General features: G+C 60.8%; 14 protein-coding genes. 6 read left to right on the top strand and 8 right to left on the bottom strand.

The window, feature by feature from the left end; translation table 11 throughout:
- Nucleotides 1-9 precede the first annotated feature (9 nt).
- The 4 genes from ACZYTC_RS11280 to ACZYTC_RS11265 all read right to left on the bottom strand — a co-directional run bounded on the left by ACZYTC_RS11280 (nucleotide 10) and on the right by ACZYTC_RS11265 (nucleotide 5,413).
- Nucleotides 10-798 carry a LuxR C-terminal-related transcriptional regulator gene (locus tag ACZYTC_RS11280; protein WP_441772535.1) on the bottom strand — a complete coding sequence of 263 codons (789 nt, stop codon included), beginning with the start codon at nucleotides 796-798 and terminating at the stop codon, nucleotides 10-12.
- Nucleotides 799-1,407: 609 nt separating this feature from the next.
- Nucleotides 1,408-3,102 carry a CpsD/CapB family tyrosine-protein kinase gene (locus tag ACZYTC_RS11275; protein ID WP_488989615.1) on the bottom strand — a complete coding sequence of 565 codons (1,695 nt, stop codon included), beginning with the start codon at nucleotides 3,100-3,102 and terminating at the stop codon, nucleotides 1,408-1,410.
- 276 nt (nucleotides 3,103-3,378) lie between these two features.
- Nucleotides 3,379-4,536, bottom strand: a complete 1,158-nt coding sequence (locus ACZYTC_RS11270; RefSeq protein WP_488989614.1) for a glycosyltransferase family 4 protein — start codon at nucleotides 4,534-4,536, stop codon at nucleotides 3,379-3,381.
- Nucleotides 4,537-4,699: 163 nt separating this feature from the next.
- Nucleotides 4,700-5,413, bottom strand: a complete 714-nt coding sequence (locus ACZYTC_RS11265) for a sugar transferase (RefSeq protein WP_434955993.1) — start codon at nucleotides 5,411-5,413, stop codon at nucleotides 4,700-4,702.
- Between the two features lie 842 nt (nucleotides 5,414-6,255).
- On the opposite strand from ACZYTC_RS11265, the gene ACZYTC_RS11260 reads away from it, so the two are divergent.
- Nucleotides 6,256-7,359: a glycosyltransferase gene (locus ACZYTC_RS11260; RefSeq protein WP_434959624.1), complete on the top strand. Its 1,104-nt coding sequence runs from the start codon at nucleotides 6,256-6,258 to the stop codon at nucleotides 7,357-7,359.
- Between the two features lie 167 nt (nucleotides 7,360-7,526).
- Nucleotides 7,527-8,795, top strand: coding sequence for a polysaccharide biosynthesis/export family protein (locus tag ACZYTC_RS11255; protein ID WP_434955994.1), 1,269 nt, complete (start codon nucleotides 7,527-7,529; stop codon nucleotides 8,793-8,795).
- 46 nt (nucleotides 8,796-8,841) lie between these two features.
- Here the strand turns inward: ACZYTC_RS11255 and ACZYTC_RS11250 are convergent, their stop codons facing one another.
- Nucleotides 8,842-9,597 carry a 2OG-Fe(II) oxygenase gene (locus ACZYTC_RS11250; protein WP_488989613.1) on the bottom strand — a complete coding sequence of 252 codons (756 nt, stop codon included), beginning with the start codon at nucleotides 9,595-9,597 and terminating at the stop codon, nucleotides 8,842-8,844.
- 174 nt (nucleotides 9,598-9,771) lie between these two features.
- Entirely contained in the window at nucleotides 9,772-10,278 is a 507-nt protein-coding gene (locus ACZYTC_RS11245) for a hypothetical protein (RefSeq protein ID WP_441772532.1), read from the bottom strand.
- A gap of 319 nt (nucleotides 10,279-10,597) precedes the next feature.
- Here ACZYTC_RS11245 and ACZYTC_RS11240 point away from each other — a divergent pair, with 319 nt between their 5' ends.
- Nucleotides 10,598-11,434 (top strand): aldo/keto reductase, encoded by an 837-nt coding sequence (locus ACZYTC_RS11240; RefSeq protein ID WP_488989612.1) that lies wholly within the window; start codon nucleotides 10,598-10,600, stop codon nucleotides 11,432-11,434.
- A gap of 78 nt (nucleotides 11,435-11,512) precedes the next feature.
- On the opposite strand, the gene ACZYTC_RS11235 is transcribed toward ACZYTC_RS11240, so the two are convergent.
- Together ACZYTC_RS11235 and ACZYTC_RS11230 are read right to left on the bottom strand one after the other, a co-directional pair.
- Nucleotides 11,513-12,430, bottom strand: a complete 918-nt coding sequence (locus ACZYTC_RS11235; protein WP_488989611.1) for a carbon-nitrogen hydrolase family protein — start codon at nucleotides 12,428-12,430, stop codon at nucleotides 11,513-11,515.
- Nucleotides 12,431-12,451: 21 nt separating this feature from the next.
- Complete coding sequence (locus ACZYTC_RS11230) at nucleotides 12,452-13,009, bottom strand: Lrp/AsnC family transcriptional regulator (RefSeq protein WP_434955999.1); 558 nt, start codon at nucleotides 13,007-13,009, stop codon at nucleotides 12,452-12,454.
- 261 nt (nucleotides 13,010-13,270) lie between these two features.
- Here ACZYTC_RS11230 and ACZYTC_RS11225 point away from each other — a divergent pair, with 261 nt between their 5' ends.
- The 3 genes from ACZYTC_RS11225 (at nucleotide 13,271) to speB (ending at nucleotide 16,704) form a co-directional block, all read left to right on the top strand.
- The gene (locus ACZYTC_RS11225; RefSeq protein ID WP_434956000.1) at nucleotides 13,271-14,767 is read left to right on the top strand and encodes an APC family permease; all 1,497 of its coding nucleotides are present in this window, start codon (nucleotides 13,271-13,273) and stop codon (nucleotides 14,765-14,767) included.
- On the top strand, nucleotides 14,764-15,645 hold the full coding sequence (locus ACZYTC_RS11220; RefSeq protein WP_481274299.1) for a universal stress protein: 882 nt from the start codon (nucleotides 14,764-14,766) through the stop codon (nucleotides 15,643-15,645). Before ACZYTC_RS11225 ends, ACZYTC_RS11220 begins: the two co-directional genes overlap by 4 nt.
- Nucleotides 15,646-15,750: 105 nt before the next feature.
- Nucleotides 15,751-16,704 carry an agmatinase gene (gene speB, locus ACZYTC_RS11215; protein ID WP_434956002.1) on the top strand — a complete coding sequence of 318 codons (954 nt, stop codon included), beginning with the start codon at nucleotides 15,751-15,753 and terminating at the stop codon, nucleotides 16,702-16,704.
- Nucleotides 16,705-16,714 lie beyond the last annotated feature (10 nt).

The following is a 16,714-nucleotide window of genomic DNA, read 5'->3' as shown; positions in this document are numbered from 1 at the left end:
ACCTTCTTGTCAGGAGGTCCTGGCGATATCCAATGTGAGGCGCTGCATATCCGAGGCGCTATGAAGCTCATAGCCCTCGGCGCGCAGGATGTCGCGGGACTTATGGGCAATTGCCGTCCGGCTTTTCACCTTCAGTTTCTTCATGATGTTGCGAATATGGACCTTCACCGTGCTCTCGCGCAGGTTGAGTTCCGTCGCAATGGCGGCATTGGACTTGCCGCGGCTGACGGCCGCGATGATCGACAATTGTCGGGGAGAAATGCGCGGATAGTGTCGGTCAGTCTGCTCCTGGCGGCCAAGGGAAGGCTCGGCCGTGGCCCGGATCAAACTGGCAGCAGGCACAAAGACACCCCCGGCAATGACGAGCCGCGTCGCCTCGATTGCCACCTCGGCGCCGAGCGTGCTGGGAATATAGCCTTTCACGCCGAGGTCGAGAGCTCTGAAAATGCTGGCTGGATCCTCGGAGTCCGACAGGATGATGACCGCTGCGGAGGGGGTATGTGCGGCCGCCGCGGCCAGAGAGGTCAAATCACTCGGATCCTCGCCTTCACAGATGATGACGAGCGAAACATCCTCATGCACATCGGCAGCAGCATTCCATTCCTCCAGTCGAGCGAATGGCAAGATTTTTCGATCAGGAAACTCTACTTCCAGGACACGGCCGATGCAGTCTCTCTGTAATGTCCTGGGATTGACGAGAGCGATTTGTCCTGATGGACTGTTTACTACCATGGTGGTGCCATATGATTGACCAAGCTGCCTCAAGGGCATCGAGGAGGATATATCTGCAGGATTCAATTCAAACACTTCACATAACGTTAAACGGACAAGGTAAGACTGAATTCTGGTCAAGAGACAAACAGCTACTCTTGCGCGTGACAGAATGAACAATCTGTCCCCTGGATCATGAATTCGACCGATGTCCGTTGGTCATGCCTGGCAAGAGTAGGATGTTCCGCGAAGGAAAGACTTGTGAATTGCCGCCACCTCGACGATTCAGTCTGGTATTTCCTTGGTCTAGAGCACTGCAATGCCATCATGAGCCCCTGCAGAATGTTGCAAGGCCTGCTCTAATTCAATCTAGCAATGTTGATAGGAAGCAAGCGGAAGCCGGAACCGATTTAGGTACTATCTAACTCAAAGGCGGTACCCTAAATTGGACGAGAGAGAACGTTGGGTAGACGGAATGCCAATTGGCCTCGTTACGTGGCCAAACGGCACTACCGACGGCATCCGCGGGCTTTGCCCGGAGGTCGGCACAGTCTTCACCGACCTCGTCGGAGCGGGCACGGATTCCCTCCAAGGGGTAATTCGGCCCGAATCGAAGGAGGCACCGAGGCACGCGGCCGGGTTCTGCGGAAGGTGCTATATTGAAGGGGGGGGCGCCGATAAGCGATGCGTGCCGGCTTAGTGGCGAGGGCGGCGCAGAAGTACCGGCCAGTCACGCCGGGGTACTTTGTTGAGCACTGCACCCATGACCTTGCCATTGGCTTGCTGCAAGGTATCGAGCGCCTCGGTCACATCGTCACTGGTGGTTCGGCCTGCTTCGATGACAAAGATCATCGTATCGAGGAGTGGTGCCACTGCCTTGACATCGGAGGACAGGCTCATCGCTGGCAGATCGACGATGACGCAATCATAGGCGTTCAGCGCGTTGAATTGTTCTTGCATGGTGGACGAACCGATGAAGAGATCGATATCGGCCGAACTCCCAGCCCTGTTCGCAGGAATGAAATCGAGACGAGGAGCCAGATTGATCGCGGAAGCGGTGATCTGCTTGCCGCGCTGTTGCAGGACCTCGCTCAGGCCGTAACGGGCGTCCGGGGCGTAGTGACGGCTTAGCGCGTCGTCGCGCAGGTCGCAGTCGATCAACATGGTGTGGTGGCCACTCGCGGCAAACAGATGGGCCAGATTGGCGGCGATGGTGGACTTGCCTTCATGGGGCAGGCACGATGCGATGCCGATGACGCGCGCGCCGGAATTCTGTTCCTTGCCCATGATTGCCGTGCGCACGGCCCTCAGGCTTTCGGCGAAGGGCGAGAGCATGCCCGCTTGAGAGGTGCTGTAGGCGAAGTAGCTCTCGCCCGACTTGGCTTGGCGCCGCTTGAACAGCCGTAGCGATTTGATCGCTTCCATCAGCGTTTTCGGCAGCTTGACCAGATCCCGGCGGAGATCAGCGAGGTTGTGTGGCAGGCCGGAGCCGCGATCGTCGGTCGCAAAGGGGATGATGCCGATGCAATTGAGACCGAGCTCACGCTGCACATGCCGCTTGGCGCGCAGCGTGCGGTTGAGCGTGTGAAAAATACTGACCGCACCAAGGCCAGTCAGCAGGGAGAAGGAAGCAGCCAGCAGCAGAATCAGTTTCGTTTGCGGATAGCTTTTCGAAAGCGGCTCCGTCGCGGAACTGATGATGCGGGCGTCGGAGGCGGAGAACTGGCGGTCAGGCAGGACACCCCTGCGTACCGCGTCCTCAATGGCCAGCTGCTGCCCCTTGATTTCGTCGATACGCCCTTGCAGCCATTCGTTGTTGCGCTGCATGGACAGCGATCTGGCATCGATCTGGTCGCGGATGAAGGCGGCGGTGACCGAGTTGGCAATCGAGGCGGCCTTGGTAGCGGATTTCGAGCGATAGCCGATCTCCAGCACCAGGGATTGCCCGATTCGGCGTACCGAGACGCGGTCGCTGAAGGTGGTGAAAGCGGCTGCGTCATGGCGTTTGACCAGGTCCGGCGTCACATTCTGCGAGGGCAGCGGGCCAACGAATTCGGGATCGTTCTGCAGATTCAGCGTCTGGAACACCAAACGCAGAACCCGCTCCGACTTCACGATCTGAATCTGACTCTCGATCTGCGAATTATCGAGATTGGTCTGCAGAAGGCCAGGGTCTACCCCCTGGGAACTCGAGAACGAACTTCTGGGCTCCAGAATTACGAAGGAGGCCGCATAATATTCCGGCGGTGTGCTGACGATATAGATGATCGCGGCGACGACGCAGAGGATGAACCACAGCACCAGGCCGCGGGCATAGCGCATGATCTCGACAAGAATGTCGCGCAAGCCGAAACTCGTGGGCTGATCATTCAGCGGCCTGAGATAAAGCATGTCAGCGGCCTCGAACCTTCAACAAAATCCATGAACAGGGCGACATTGGAAAGCCAGGAGACAAGGCGCTGCCACGCGGCCTGTTCCGCCCAGGCAATGCAGAATTCAGATCGAATATCGGGCTTATAGAGTTAGGGAAGGCAAGTCGCAATGCTTGGCTCGCAATACTATTGGCAATAATGGCGGAAGGTTTGGCTCATGTCGGTTCGCGACGCGCCAAGCTCAAATCAGGGGCTGAAAACAGGTTACGATGAAGGCATGACTTCCAAGAACGCGTCATGCATTTCCGGCGTGCCTCTCGCGAATGATGTCGAGATAGCCTTGGGCCGATTTCCGCCATGAATAGGCTCCGACACGCTTGCGCCCTCGTTCGGCGAAGGTGTCGCGCAATGCGTCCGATGCGGCCAGGCTCTCGATATGGCGGAGCCAGATGGTAGGCTGGTCGGGTGGGGCCAGCATCGCCGCATCGCCGCATACTTCCGGCATGCTGGCCTGATCGGACGAGATCACGGGACAGCCAAGTGCCATCGCCTCGATGATCGGCAGGCCGAAGCCTTCGGTGAGGGAAGGAAACAGCAGGCACAACGCGCCTTGCAGCAGGGCTGCCAGGTCGTCATCGTCGACAAAGCCCATGAAGCGCACGTTCGGGGCGGGCGTCCCGTGTTCTTCCGCGGCAAAAATGCTGGATTGGCCCCCGGTGACGACAATGTCGATGCCGCGTTCATCCAGGGCCTTGGCGAGACCGAGCACCATGGCGACGTTCTTATGGCGGGCGCGGCTGCCGATAATGAAGACGTAAGGCCGTTCCAAGCGATGCTTGGCGCGAATCGAGGAGCGGGACGCATTCCAGCGAAAGACGTGTTCATGGCCGTTGGGCAGAACGACGATGTCTTCGCGGGCGATCGGCAAATGGCGGGCAAGCTCTCCCGCCGAGAAATGCGAGACGGTGGTGATCGCGGCGGCGCGTCGGACCAGCAGGGGAATGAGCGTTCCGTAAACGGCGCGAAAGGCGAGGCTGTAGCTCGCCGGCATATTGGCGACATTGGCATCATGGATGCAGACGATCTGCCTGCTTCGAGCAACCGGTCCCAGATTACACAGATTCAAGAGGAAGCGCCGATCGAGGGTGGGCAGCGTCATCTGCTCCCAAAGATGCCCGCGCAGGCGTTGGGACCGCCTGGTCTGAATGGCGCGATATGCCGGAACGTCGCTGCTATCAGGCAAATAGAGGCTGGCCTGGCCTCCTTGCTCGTGCAGAAGCTCATCGAGATGGGCGGTGATCTCCCGTGCGTAGCGCTGCACGCCGGTGACTGGTTGAGTGAAGAAGCGCCCATTGATCGCAAAGGAAAGCGGCTCGGTCATCGTAGACGAAGGGGCTTGTGGGGCAGGAGCCAGGGCAATCGCGCTCGATTGCGGCAATGTGTCGACGTTCATCGCAGGCATTCCCTTTCGATGCAAGCGACCTGAGGGCCGGCGCGCGCGGTTCGCTGAGACAAGCCACCGCGGTCAAAAAAGAGCGCCCGAAGTCGGTGGTACTTCGGGCGCAAGGCTGACATTTGCTCGATCGCTTGAACTGCGACCGACTCTTGAACCGAACTCAATAAGACCCAGAGGGACGCAGCACAGCGGGGATCGTCTTCAGGATGATGACGATATCGCTCCACAGGCTCCATTCACGCACATAGCGGACATCGAGACTGACACGGTGCTGATAGGATACGTCGCTGCGGCCGCTGACCTGCCACAACCCGGTGAGACCGGGCCGCACCTTGAGATAGTCATCGATATGGGCGCCGTAGCGCACCATTTCGTCGCGGACGATCGGCCGGGGCCCGACGAGGCTCATGTCGCCGCGGATCACGTTGAGGAGCTGGGGCAGTTCATCGACGCTGGACTTGCGCAGGAATTGGCCGAGCGGCGTGATGCGCGGGTCGTTCTTGAGCTTGTGAGTTTCTTCCCATTCCTCACGAGCGACATTGTTGCTGGCCAGGTGCTCACGCAGCACCTCGTCCGAGTTCGTCACCATCGAGCGGAACTTCAGGCAGGGGAAGAGCGCGCCGCCACGTCCGACGCGGTTGTGCCGGATGAAGATCGGTCGGCCCTGAAGGACGAGCAGCGCGCCCAGCAGCAGCAGGAAAAGTGGGAGCAGGAAAACGAGTGCGGCCGAAGCCGTGACGATATCCAGCACGCGCTTGCTCCCCCTTGCCAATTCTAGGGACAAGCCGCTTCTTTGCTTATTCGATTTGAACAAGGAAGCATCGTCCTTGCCGGATATACGGCTAAGACTGTTCGAGCTAGCCAAGTTTTCCATCTCTCGCCTCGGTCAGAGTGCTATATTACGTTATGTCATTCATCTCGGGTGGAGCTGCCGTCCAGCATGTTGCGCTGCAGCAGCCAAAACAAACTCGGACTTGGTGCGGCGTTTGGAAGTTTTTGCCGACGTTCGTAAACACAAGCCGATACGTGTTTTGATTTGGATGAACTTATTGACCCTGAATTGCTGAATTTTGTGTTGGAAATCAAGGATTAGAGCTATTGGAATTTGGGGGGGTTGGTACCTACCGTTGCGTCGAGTTGGAGGCATACCCCTATCCAAAAAGGATAGAATTTGAATGGTTGCATACCGTTTAGGAGGTAGGGATGGGGTGCGCTGCATCATAGAAAGGCGTTGGATCTATCTCTTTGGAAGGCTGGATGAGGTAATGCTCTGCATCTTCGCCATATTTTCCCCTATCCCGGAGGGGGGCATCGATACTCTAACCTAGACTCTCGAATAGGAACGCCATGCTTTCGGCATCGCCGGGAGGCTGCCAATTAGCCCGTGGTGCGTCTTCAAAGGGAGGGAAGGGATAGTACCGAAAGCGGAATCCTGGCGGGACTCACTAGGAATTTGGCGGGTTTCAGGCCAAAAATGGCCGAATATCCCACCCTGGGGGGATGTGTGCTAGAACGCACATCGTGGCCAGCCGGCACCTGCTAATCTGCGAGGCTTGCGGTCATCCCGTCGCAGTTTGCCGGCGTTTCGTGCATTGGTGGGATGGGGCGAATTACCCCCTTCGTCGTACGCCCGAATGCTTCGGCGCGGGTGGCGAAAACTGTATGTGTGCTTTGAATTGGGCGATCGACTTGGGGCCCGCAGGAAGAATTGGTGCAATGCGAGTTGCAATCGTACATTACTGGTTCGTCGGCATGCGTGGCGGCGAAAAGGTTATCGAGGCGCTCTGCGAGCTTTTTCCGCAGGCCGACATCTTTACCCATGTCTATCGGGCCGACGCCGTGTCCCCGGTGATCCGCCGGCATAAGGTGTCGACCTCCTTTATCGACCGGCTGCCCGCCGCCCATCGTTTCTACAAGTCCTATTTGCCCTTGATGCCGATGGCCCTCGAGAACCTCGACCTTCGCGGTTACGACTTGGTGATCAGCAGCGAGTCCGGACCGGCCAAGGGAATCGTGCCACCCGCGGATGCGACCCATATCTGCTATTGCCACTCGCCGATGCGCTACATCTGGAACATGTTCCATGATTATCGGGAGCGTAGCGGCTTCGTGACTCGCATGATGATGCCCCCGATTGCGCATTATATTCGCAATTGGGATGCGGCCTCTGCGTCACGCGTCGATCATTTCGTGTCGAACTCAAAGACGGTGGCCCGACGCGTCCAGTCTTATTATCGACGCGATTCAGATGTCATATTCCCGCCCGTCGATACAACAGCATTTCGTCCTGTAGAGGCGTCCGAACTCGAGGATTACTATCTGATGGTGGGAGAGCTGGTCCGCTACAAGCGGCCAGATCTGGCGGTGGAGGCCTTCAACCGAACCGGCAAGAAACTCGTCATCATTGGCGGCGGAGAGATGTTCGCCAAAGTCAAAGCCATGGCTGGGCCGACCGTTTCGGTCCTGGGACCGCAACCTTTCAGCGTGTTGCAGCACAATTATGCCCGCTGCCGCGCTTTGGTGTTCCCTGGAGAGGAGGATTTCGGCATCGTACCGGTGGAAGCGATGGCCAGCGGACGTCCCGTGATCGCCTATGGGCGGGGAGGGGCAACGGAAACCGTGGTCGCTGACAGGACCGGGGTGTTCTTCCAGACCCAGAGCGTGGAAGCCATCATCGATGCTATCGAGCGTCTGGAGAAGATGGAGATCGACCCGTCGGCCATCTCGGCCCATGCGGCGGGCTTCGGCAAGGAAGTCTTCACCGAGAAAATGCGTGCCTATGTCGAACGGCGCGTGCATGAAAAGAGCGCTCAGGCATAGTCGATGAAGCGGCAGCGCTACGTTATTTCAAGCAGACCGGATCCGGCCTTCACGCAAGGCCCGTTCATTGAAGGACGGTATTGAGCCTCATGAGTTTCGAAGCATTTCACAGGGCCCCATTTTCCCGCAAACCACGGCGCGCAGGCCTTCGTCGCTTGATGACAGGCTTGCTGACCGCGGTTGTTGCCACGATGGGTGTTGCGACGACGGCGCTGGCCGAGCCCTACCTGCTCGGTCCGGAGGACAAGCTCAAGATCAGGGTCTATGACTGGCGTGCTTCCTCGAGCGAGGTGCATGAATGGGGTGCGCTGACCGGCGAATTCGTGGTGGGTGCATCCGGCAACGTATCCCTGCCGCTCATTGGCGAGGTGCCGGCGGCAGGCAGGAGCACGGGCGACCTGTCGGTCCTGATCGGCGAGAAGCTGCAGGCCAGCATCGGCCTTTCCAATCGGCCCGATGCCTCGGTGGAAGTGTCGACCTACCGGCCTTTCTATATATTGGGCATGGTGACCACGCCCGGCCAGTATCCCTACAAGCCCGGCCTTACCGTGCTCCAGGCCGTCAGTACAGCGGGCGGCGTGCTGAGGGTGTCCGATTTCGGGCTTCTCAGCTTCCAGCGCGAGAGCCTGGTCAATCGCGGCGATCTGCGGACCCTGGGGGTGGAACGGCTGGGGCTGTTGGCGCGCGAGGCACGCCTCGACGCCGAGTTGCAGGGCAACGACACCATTACCTTCCCCAAGGAGCTGATGAGCCAGGCTGACACGCCGCAGATCGCTCAGATGATGAAGGAGGAGCAACTCCTGTTCGAAGCGCGCAAGCAGGCATTGCGCTCGCAGGAGGATGCGATCAACCAGACCAAGAAGCTGCTTGGCTCGGAAATCGAATCCCTCAAGGCCAAGAGCCAATCCCTGCAGCGCCAGCTCGAATTGGCCAAGCAGGAATTGGACAATGTCAACAGCCTGGTATCCAAGGGGCTAGCCGTCGCCTCGCGCAAGTTGGCGCTTGACCAGAACGTCTCGCAGTTCGAAAGCAACCGCCTGGATATCGATCTGCTGAGCTTGCGTGCCCAACAGGATGTCTCCAAGGCGGAACGCGATATCGTTGACCTGCACAACAAGCGCCGCAACGACATTCTGACCGAGATCTCGGATGTCCGGGGCAAGATCTCCATGAATGCCGAGAAGACGACCACGACGCAGGGGCTCATCTACAACGCCGAAGTGCAGGCGCCGCAGGCGGTCGTCTCCCAGATCGGCAATATCAACAGCAAGCTCACCTTTGCCATTATCCGGCGGGTCGGTGACAAGACGCAGACCATCGAGGCGGCGGAAGCCGACCCGGTCTATCCCGGCGATGTCGTGAGAGTGGATCGAGTCGGGGCATCACCCAATGGCCAGGAAATCGTGCCGCGCTCTTCTGCTTCGGCACAACCCTGACGGCAGTCTGCGGGAAGGCGTAGCAGTCTGCCTTTCCTTTGGTGCCCTATCGGGCGTCGTGGAAGATGAGACCCAATGTGTGTCTCTGTCCCGAGCGGACCCGGCTGACGCCGTGGCGCAGATTGACGCGATAGGATCCTCTGCTGCCCCTGACCGGCCGGTTGTGCACGGCGAAGGCGACGGCATCGCCCTGGCGCAGGGGCACGACCTCCACGCGGCTCTGCATGCGGGGCCGCTGTTCGGCAAGGACGAACTCGCCGCCGGCGAAATCGCGGCCAGGCTGCGAGAGGAGAATGGCCACCTGGATCGGAAAGGCCAGGTCGCCATAGAGATCCTGGTGGAGACAGTTGAAATCTCCCGGCCCATATTGCAGCAGCAACGGGGTCGGCCGGTTCTGGCCGGCTGAGTGGCATGCCTTTAGAAAATCGACATGGTTGGCCGGATAAGCCGCCTCGATTCCCATGCGCTGGTTCCAGGCATTGGCAGTGGCGGCAAGGCGGGGATAGAGCGCCGTTCTGAGATCGCTGATCAGCGCTGGCAGGGGATAGGCGAAGTAGCGATATTCACCGCGGCCGAAGCCGTGTCTCGCCATATGGATATGACTGCGGAAATGCCGTTCCTGGCCGTAGAGATCGGCAATGCCCCGGCATTCGTCCGGCGAGAGCAGGCCCTCCAATACGGCACAGCCATGATCATCGAGTTCCTGCGTCAGCCCTTGCCAGGGATAGGCGGCGATCCGGTCCGCGCCGGAAGAGGCGGGAACAGGCAAGGAAACAGGTTGGGGGCGCGGCTGGCCGGGCATGGGCTCGTCCTTTCGTCATCATGATTGGCTCACGATGAGTCTAGGCCCGCTCGGCCCTCCCGGCATTCCGATCTCTGCTGCCTGTCCTGCAGCACAGTCACGGATCACCAAACATGACAACACCGCGGGCGAGGCGCGCGCGGTGCGTTCAGAGACGGATCTGCAATACTGCGATCAGTGCTTCGTCTGGGTCTTGGCGAAGCGGCACTCGGCGGCCATGGCGGCTGCATCCAGACGCACCATGGCATCGGTGATGATCCGGCGGGCCTCGATCGGAATCTTGCCGCGCATGGCCAGGAAATCGCCGGCGCGGCGATGATCGGAATCGGGCAGGGCTTCAAGTTGCAGCAGGGCGTCGGCCCAGCGAAGGCAGGCCTGGACCTTCGCCGGGGATCGGCGGTCCCTGAGATTGGCTATCGCGTCATGCGTCGCGAACTCATATTCGAGTGCCGCTGCGATGGCCGGGTCTTTCGGCTCTTTCATGGATGCCTGACTCACTGGGGTCGTTCGAATGGAAGACAGTTTGTTCCCAGACAACTTAATGAAATCGATCTCAAAATGCAGACCGGCAAATTTGCGGGGTATTTTTGGGGTGGTGCGGCAAAAACGGTTTCCGCCTCGGCCGAAAGTAGCAATGCATTCCGCCATGCGGATAAAGGCGGCGCCTGTCATGCCGCTCATACACTCTCGGATGACGTAAGGAGAGGCATTGAGCGGCCTGGATGCTGCCGGCACCTGTCGGCAACGGTTACCGACATGGCCTTTCCTTCGACCTTTTTTCCTCCTCATCTACCGCAAAGAGGTAGGGGGAAAAGCGAGGCCGGTGCCGGAATTGGCGCACATTACCGGGTAATCGCCATCTTTCGCCTCGATTTCCTGTCTCCAGGTCGTTGGCAGCCTGTGATCTGCTGGCAAGGGTCGAACTTGGGCGAGACGGACGATAGGATTGTTACAGCGATGGGGACTTTGCTTTCCCTAATGCCGATTCGAGGGATAGGCCATGACGACGATTTCCACCACCACGCTGCCTGATGGCTCGTCCATGCCCGTATTCGGGCTCGGCACCTGGGGCATGGGGGAGGCGAGGCGGGAGGCCGGAGCAGAGGTCGCCGCCTTGCGTACCGGACTCGATCTTGGCATCCGCTTGATCGATACGGCCGAGATGTATGGTAGCGGCGGTGCCGAACAGGTGGTCGGGCGGGCGATCTCGGGGCGGCGCGATCAGGTCTATCTCGTATCCAAGGTGCTGCCTTCGAATGCCGGCCGCCGTCAGGCAATGCGCTCCTGCGAAGAAAGCCTCAAGCGGTTGGGCACCGATCGCCTCGATCTCTATCTCCTGCATTGGCGAAGCTCGGTACCGCTCGAAGAGACGATTGCGGCCTTCGACGAATTAAAACGGGCCGGCAAGATCCTGCGCTGGGGCGTTTCCAATTTCGACGTGGACGACATGGAGGAGGTCGAGGCGATCAGTCCCGACTGCCAGGCCAACCAGGTGCTCTATAATCTGACGCGCCGCGGGATCGAATACGATCTGGTCGGCCATTGTCGCGAACATTCCATGCCGATCATGGCCTATTCCCCCATCGAACAGGGGGCGCTGGCCAGGAACCGGGTGCTGGACGCGATGGCGCGGGACCATCGGGCGACGCCCGCGCAGATTGCGCTCGCCTGGGTCCTCGACAAGCCCGGCATCGTCGCCATTCCCAAGAGCCGCCATCCCGAACGCGTGAAGGAGAATCTGGGCTCGCTGGCGATCAGGCTCAGCGATGCCGATCGTGCCGGCCTCGACGCCGCCTTCCAGCCGCCACGTCGCAAACAGTCTCTCGAGATGCTCTGAACGAGGGCAGGGAGCGCCGCTTTTGGAGCGTGCCGTGCCTGCTGCCCGGCGGATGCCAGCCTCGACCGTCGGCCGTGGTCAGGACCAGTCGCGCTTGCGCATCGGAACCAGCGGACCAAGGCTGTCGAGATAGGCCGAGCCGCCATTATCGGCATAGGTAGACAGCACGACATTCTTGTCGCGGAACGATTTCAGGACCTGTCCGAGGCCGTTTGCTCCTTCGGTACGGACCTGCCTGACCAGGCCGAGATCGATGTTGATCGGGAAGATCTCGGTGGCCTGGCCGCATTGATGCAGCACCACGCCGGTCGGATCGACGACGAGCGAACGGCCGACGCCGCCGCCGTCCAGGCCGTTCACGTCGAAAACATAGCAGGAGAACATCACCGCAGTGGCCTGGACGATGGCAAGCTCGGCCTGGCGATCGGTGGTGCCTGTGAGCACCGGGTGGATCAGCACCTCGACGCCCGCCGAGGTCAGGGTGCGGGTGGTTTCCGGGAACCAGATGTCGTAGCAGATCGACAGGCCGAAACGACCGACCTCCGGCACGTCGAAGATCAGGAACTCGCTGCCCCCCGTGACGCCCGCCTCGAACGGCATGAAGGGGAACATCTTGTCGTAGCGTCCGACGATTTCGCCGGCGGGATTGATCACCACGGCGTGGTTGTAGGTCTTGCCGTCGCGCTCGACGAAGACGCTGCCCGGAATGATCCAGATGCGATGCTTGGCCGCCAAGGCCTGGAAGATGGCCTCGTCGGCCGAGGGATCGGGGGAAGCGCAGGCGTGCAGCGGGCCGTGCGCGGCCAGTTCGCTGAACACCACCATGTCGACGCCGGGATAGAGCGCGACCGCTTTTTCCAACTGCGCCGCCATCGCCGCGATGTTCTGGCCGGTGACCGGCACGGGCATCTGGATACCGGCAATCAGGAAGCGGGAATTGTCCCGCCGTGGAGGCGGGGCCGATGTGTCGTTCACCTCGGGGTGAATGCCTGACATGTTTTTCCAGTTCTCACGGACTCACTCCACTTGCCGGGTAGCGGTTTTCGCGGTGGAATCCAAGCGGAGCATGGAGCGAGGTTGTGGAGCGACGAGATCGTCGAGGGCCACGCCTTTGAAAGGCTTGGTCGATTTCAACACGATATAGCTCGACAGATTGCCGATCTTGGGGCCGAGCTTCAGCAACTCGTCGGACAGCATCTGGTAGGAACCGATATCGGGGCAGACGAAGCGCACCAGATAGTCGATCGGGCCGCTCACCTTGGTGCACTCCACCACATAGCGCATACCCATCACCATCTTCTCGAAAGTGAGGAAATCGTCGAGACCGTGGCTGTTCAAGGTCACCGCGGCGATGACGTCGACATGTCGGCAGACCTTGGCGATGTCGATACTGGCATGATAGCTCGAAATCACGCCGGCCTTCTCGAGACGTTTGACGCGCTGCAGGCAGGGGCTGGGCGACAGGCCCACGGCGTCGGCAAGTTCCTGGTTGGTGGCCCGGGCATCGGACTGCAGGCGTGCCAGGATACGCAGATCGACCTGATCGAGCCGGATCGAGCCATCATCGTCTTTCATTCGCTTCGCTCCCTGCCGCTCGACCTCCCGCTGCGACTCCAGTGGGGCCAGCCTTTTCAAGGCGGCATGAGGATACCTTGCGCGTGTTCTCGTCAAGACGGAGCCGCAATGGCCCGCGGCACAAACTTGCGTGCAGCCATGTTCCGGCAGCAGCAAGTGTTGGAATGTGACGGAAATTTGGCAGCACTTTTGCTAGGCCCGACGCTACACTGGCGCACAATAAGAAGGCACCCGAAAGGGCAATCCAGGGGAAGTGAAACCATGGCGTCATCCCTCATCGAGCGGCTCACCCGCAAGAAGCCGGTCAATCGACTGGTTGCCGATACCGCCGATAGTGGTGATGGCCACGGCCATCTTGGTCGCTCCATCACCTTGTTCCAGCTCACCATGTTCGGCGTTGGCGCCACCATCGGTACCGGTATCTTCTTCGTGCTCAGCGAGCAGGTGCCCGTGGCCGGCCCGGCCGTGGTGATCTCCTTCATCATCGCCGCCGTTGCGGCGGGGCTGGCGGCGCTATGCTACGCCGAGATGAGCTCGATGATCCCGGTCTCCGGCTCCTCCTATTCCTACGCCTACGCCACCCTGGGCGAGGGCGTCGCCTTCTTCGTGGCGGCCTGCCTGGTGCTTGAATATGGCATCTCCGCCGCCGCGGTGGCGGTCGGCTGGGCCGAATATGTCGAGAAACTCCTGAGCAACATGACGGGCATCGTGCTGCCCAGCTGGATGATCAAGGGACCGATTACGCTTCCCGATAGCGACAACCCTTTTGCCATGGCCTTCTTCGCGGAGGGCTCCGGCCTGATCAACCTGCCGGCCGTGATCCTGGTGGCGCTGTGCTGCATGCTGCTGCTGCGCGGTTCCAAGGAATCGGCACGCACCAATGCCATCATGGTGCTGATCAAGCTGGCGGTGCTGACGCTGTTCATCGTGATTGCCGGCAGTGCCTTCAACGCCACTAATTTCACGCCCTTCTTCGGCGAGAAGGGATTCAACGGAGTGCAGGCGGCGGCCGCCTCGATCTTCTTCACCTTCGTCGGCCTCGATGCGGTGTCGACGGCGGGTGAGGAAGTGGTCAATCCCAAGCGCAATCTGCCGCTCGCCATCATTTCAGCCCTGATCATCGTCACCACCTTCTATGTGCTGGTGGCCATCGCCGCCCTTGGCGTCCAGCCTGCCAACCAGTTCAACGGGCAGGAAGCGGGCCTCGCCACCATCCTGCAGAACATCACCGGTGCCGCCTGGCCCGCCAATCTCCTGGCCGCCGGCGCGGTGATCTCGATCTTCTCGGTGACTCTGATCGTGCTCTACGGCCAGTCGCGCATCCTGTTCGCGGTTTCCCGTGACGGCATGCTGCCGGCTATCTTCCACGACGTGAACCCGCGTACGATGACCCCGGTCGCCTGCACCATCATCGTTTCGGTCTTCGTGGCTGTCATCGCTGCCTTCGTGCCATCAGGCCTGCTGTGGGATCTCACCAGCATGGGCACGCTGGTGGCCTTTACCGTGGTCTCGGCCGGCGTGCTCATTCTGCGCTACACCCAGCCCGACATGGTGCGTGGCTATCGCGTCCCGTTCGGCCCGGTTCTGCCGGTGCTCTCCATTATCGCCTGCATCTATCTCATCCTGCGGCTGAGCGGCATCGTTTTCGCCATCACCGGCGTGTGGATCGCCATCGCGGCTCTGCTCTACTTCAGCTATTCTGCTCGCCATTCGCGGCTGGAAACCCCCGACAACGCTGTTGGCGAGGCGGCCCAATGAAATATCTCGTTGGTCTTTCCGCCGATCAAGGCGGGCGCGAGGCTCTCGCCCTTGGCGCGGTGCTGTCGCGCTCCTGCAACGCCTCGCTCGTGGTCTGTACCGTCACGCCCGATACCTGGGGCCCGCCGTCGCCAGCCCGTGTCGACGGTGAATATGGTGATTTCCTGCGCCAGCATGCCATGAAGGCGCAGGAGAAAGCCAAGGCGAGCCTGCCTCCCGACGTCCAGGCCGAGTTCGTCATCGTCTCCGCCTCGTCCGCGCGTGAAGGGCTGTTGCAGGTTGCTTCCGATATCGGCGCCGATTGCCTGGTGCTGGGGTCGACCCGTGCCGCCCCGCTCGGGCGCTTCGGGGAGGGGCACGTCACCACGGATGTGCTGCGCTCGGCCCATCTGCCTGTCGCCGTGGCGCCGAGGGGCTATTCGGCCGATGGGAGGACGCAGGTGCGGCGGCTGAGCTGCGCCTTTGCCGGCAGCGCCACTTCGCCGGGGCTGGCCCGGCGCAGTGCTGATCTTGCCCAGTTGCTCGGTGTGCCGCTTCGGCTGGTGACACTGGTGGTGCGCGACAAGCAGATGTATCCGACCGGGGCGGGCTACGATGCCGAGAACATCGTCTCCAACACTTTGCGCGAACAGGCGAGCGCCGCACAGGCCGCCGTCCTCGATCATTGGGACGGGCCGGTCGCGATCTCGGCGGAGATCGGCGACGGCAAGAACTGGAAGGCCGCCTTCGATTCGCTGCTGTGGGCGAATGCCGAATTGCTGGTGGTGGGATCGAGCAGTCTTGGACCGCTGATGCGGGTGTTCCTCGGCTCCAATTCCAGCAAGATCGCGCATAATTCGCCGGTGCCCTGCCTCATCCTGCCGCGCGTGGACGAGTAGGGCATTACCGGCTACCAGAAACTGGGGCCTCGGGCTCCAGTTACTCGAAGTTCAGGAAGCGGGCGATCGCAGGAGTGGCGGCCGCCGGCTCCATCGGAGGAAGTCATGACAGCCAGATCCTTCAACCAGCCGCTCGGTGGAAACGAGATGCCGCGTTTCGGCGGCCCCGCCACCATGATGCGGCTGCCGACGCAGCCGACCACGGATGGGCTGGACGCCTGTTTCGTCGGCATTCCCATGGATATCGGCACCTCGAATCGGCCGGGCACGCGTTTCGGGCCGCGGCAGATCCGCACCGAATCCTGCATGATCCGCCCCTATAACATGGCGACCCGTGCCGCCCCGTTCGACAGCCTGCAGGTCGCCGATATTGGCGACGTCGCCATCGACACCTTCAACCTGCCCAAATGCGTCGACATCATCACCAACGCCTATCGCGAGATCATCAAGAATGGCTGCCGTCCGCTGACGCTGGGCGGTGACCATACGCTGAGCTACCCGATCCTGCGGGCCATGGCCGAGAAATACGGCCCCGTCGGCCTGATCCATATCGATGCCCATGCCGACATCAACGAGCACATGTTCGGCGAGCCGATCGCCCACGGCACGCCCTTCCGCCGCGCTGTGGAAGCAGGTGTGCTCGATACCAAGCGCTGTGTGCAGATCGGCGTGCGCGGAACCGGCTATGCTGCCGACGACTTCGACTGGCCGCGCGAACAGGGTTTCCGTGTGGTGCAGGCCGAGGAGTGCTGGCACAAGTCGCTGACGCCGTTGATGGAGGAAGTCCGCGCCCAGGTCGGAAACGGGCCTGTTTATCTGACCTACGATATCGACAGCCTCGATCCCAGCATCGCCCCCGGCACCGGCACGCCGGAAATCGGCGGGCTCACCACCATCCAGGCGCTCGAAATCATCCGTGGCTGCTGGGGACTGAACCTGGTCGGCTGCGATCTCGTCGAAGTGTCGCCGCCCTATGATCCGGCCGGCAATACCGCGATCACGGCGGCCAATCTCCTGTTCGAAATGCTCTGCGTGCTTCCCGGCGTGCAGAGGCGATAATCCCAACAAT

The organism is Labrys sp. F242 (genome assembly GCF_057813875.1).
Note: the sequence above shows the minus strand (reverse complement) of the source record. Positions and strands in the feature narration are given on the sequence as shown.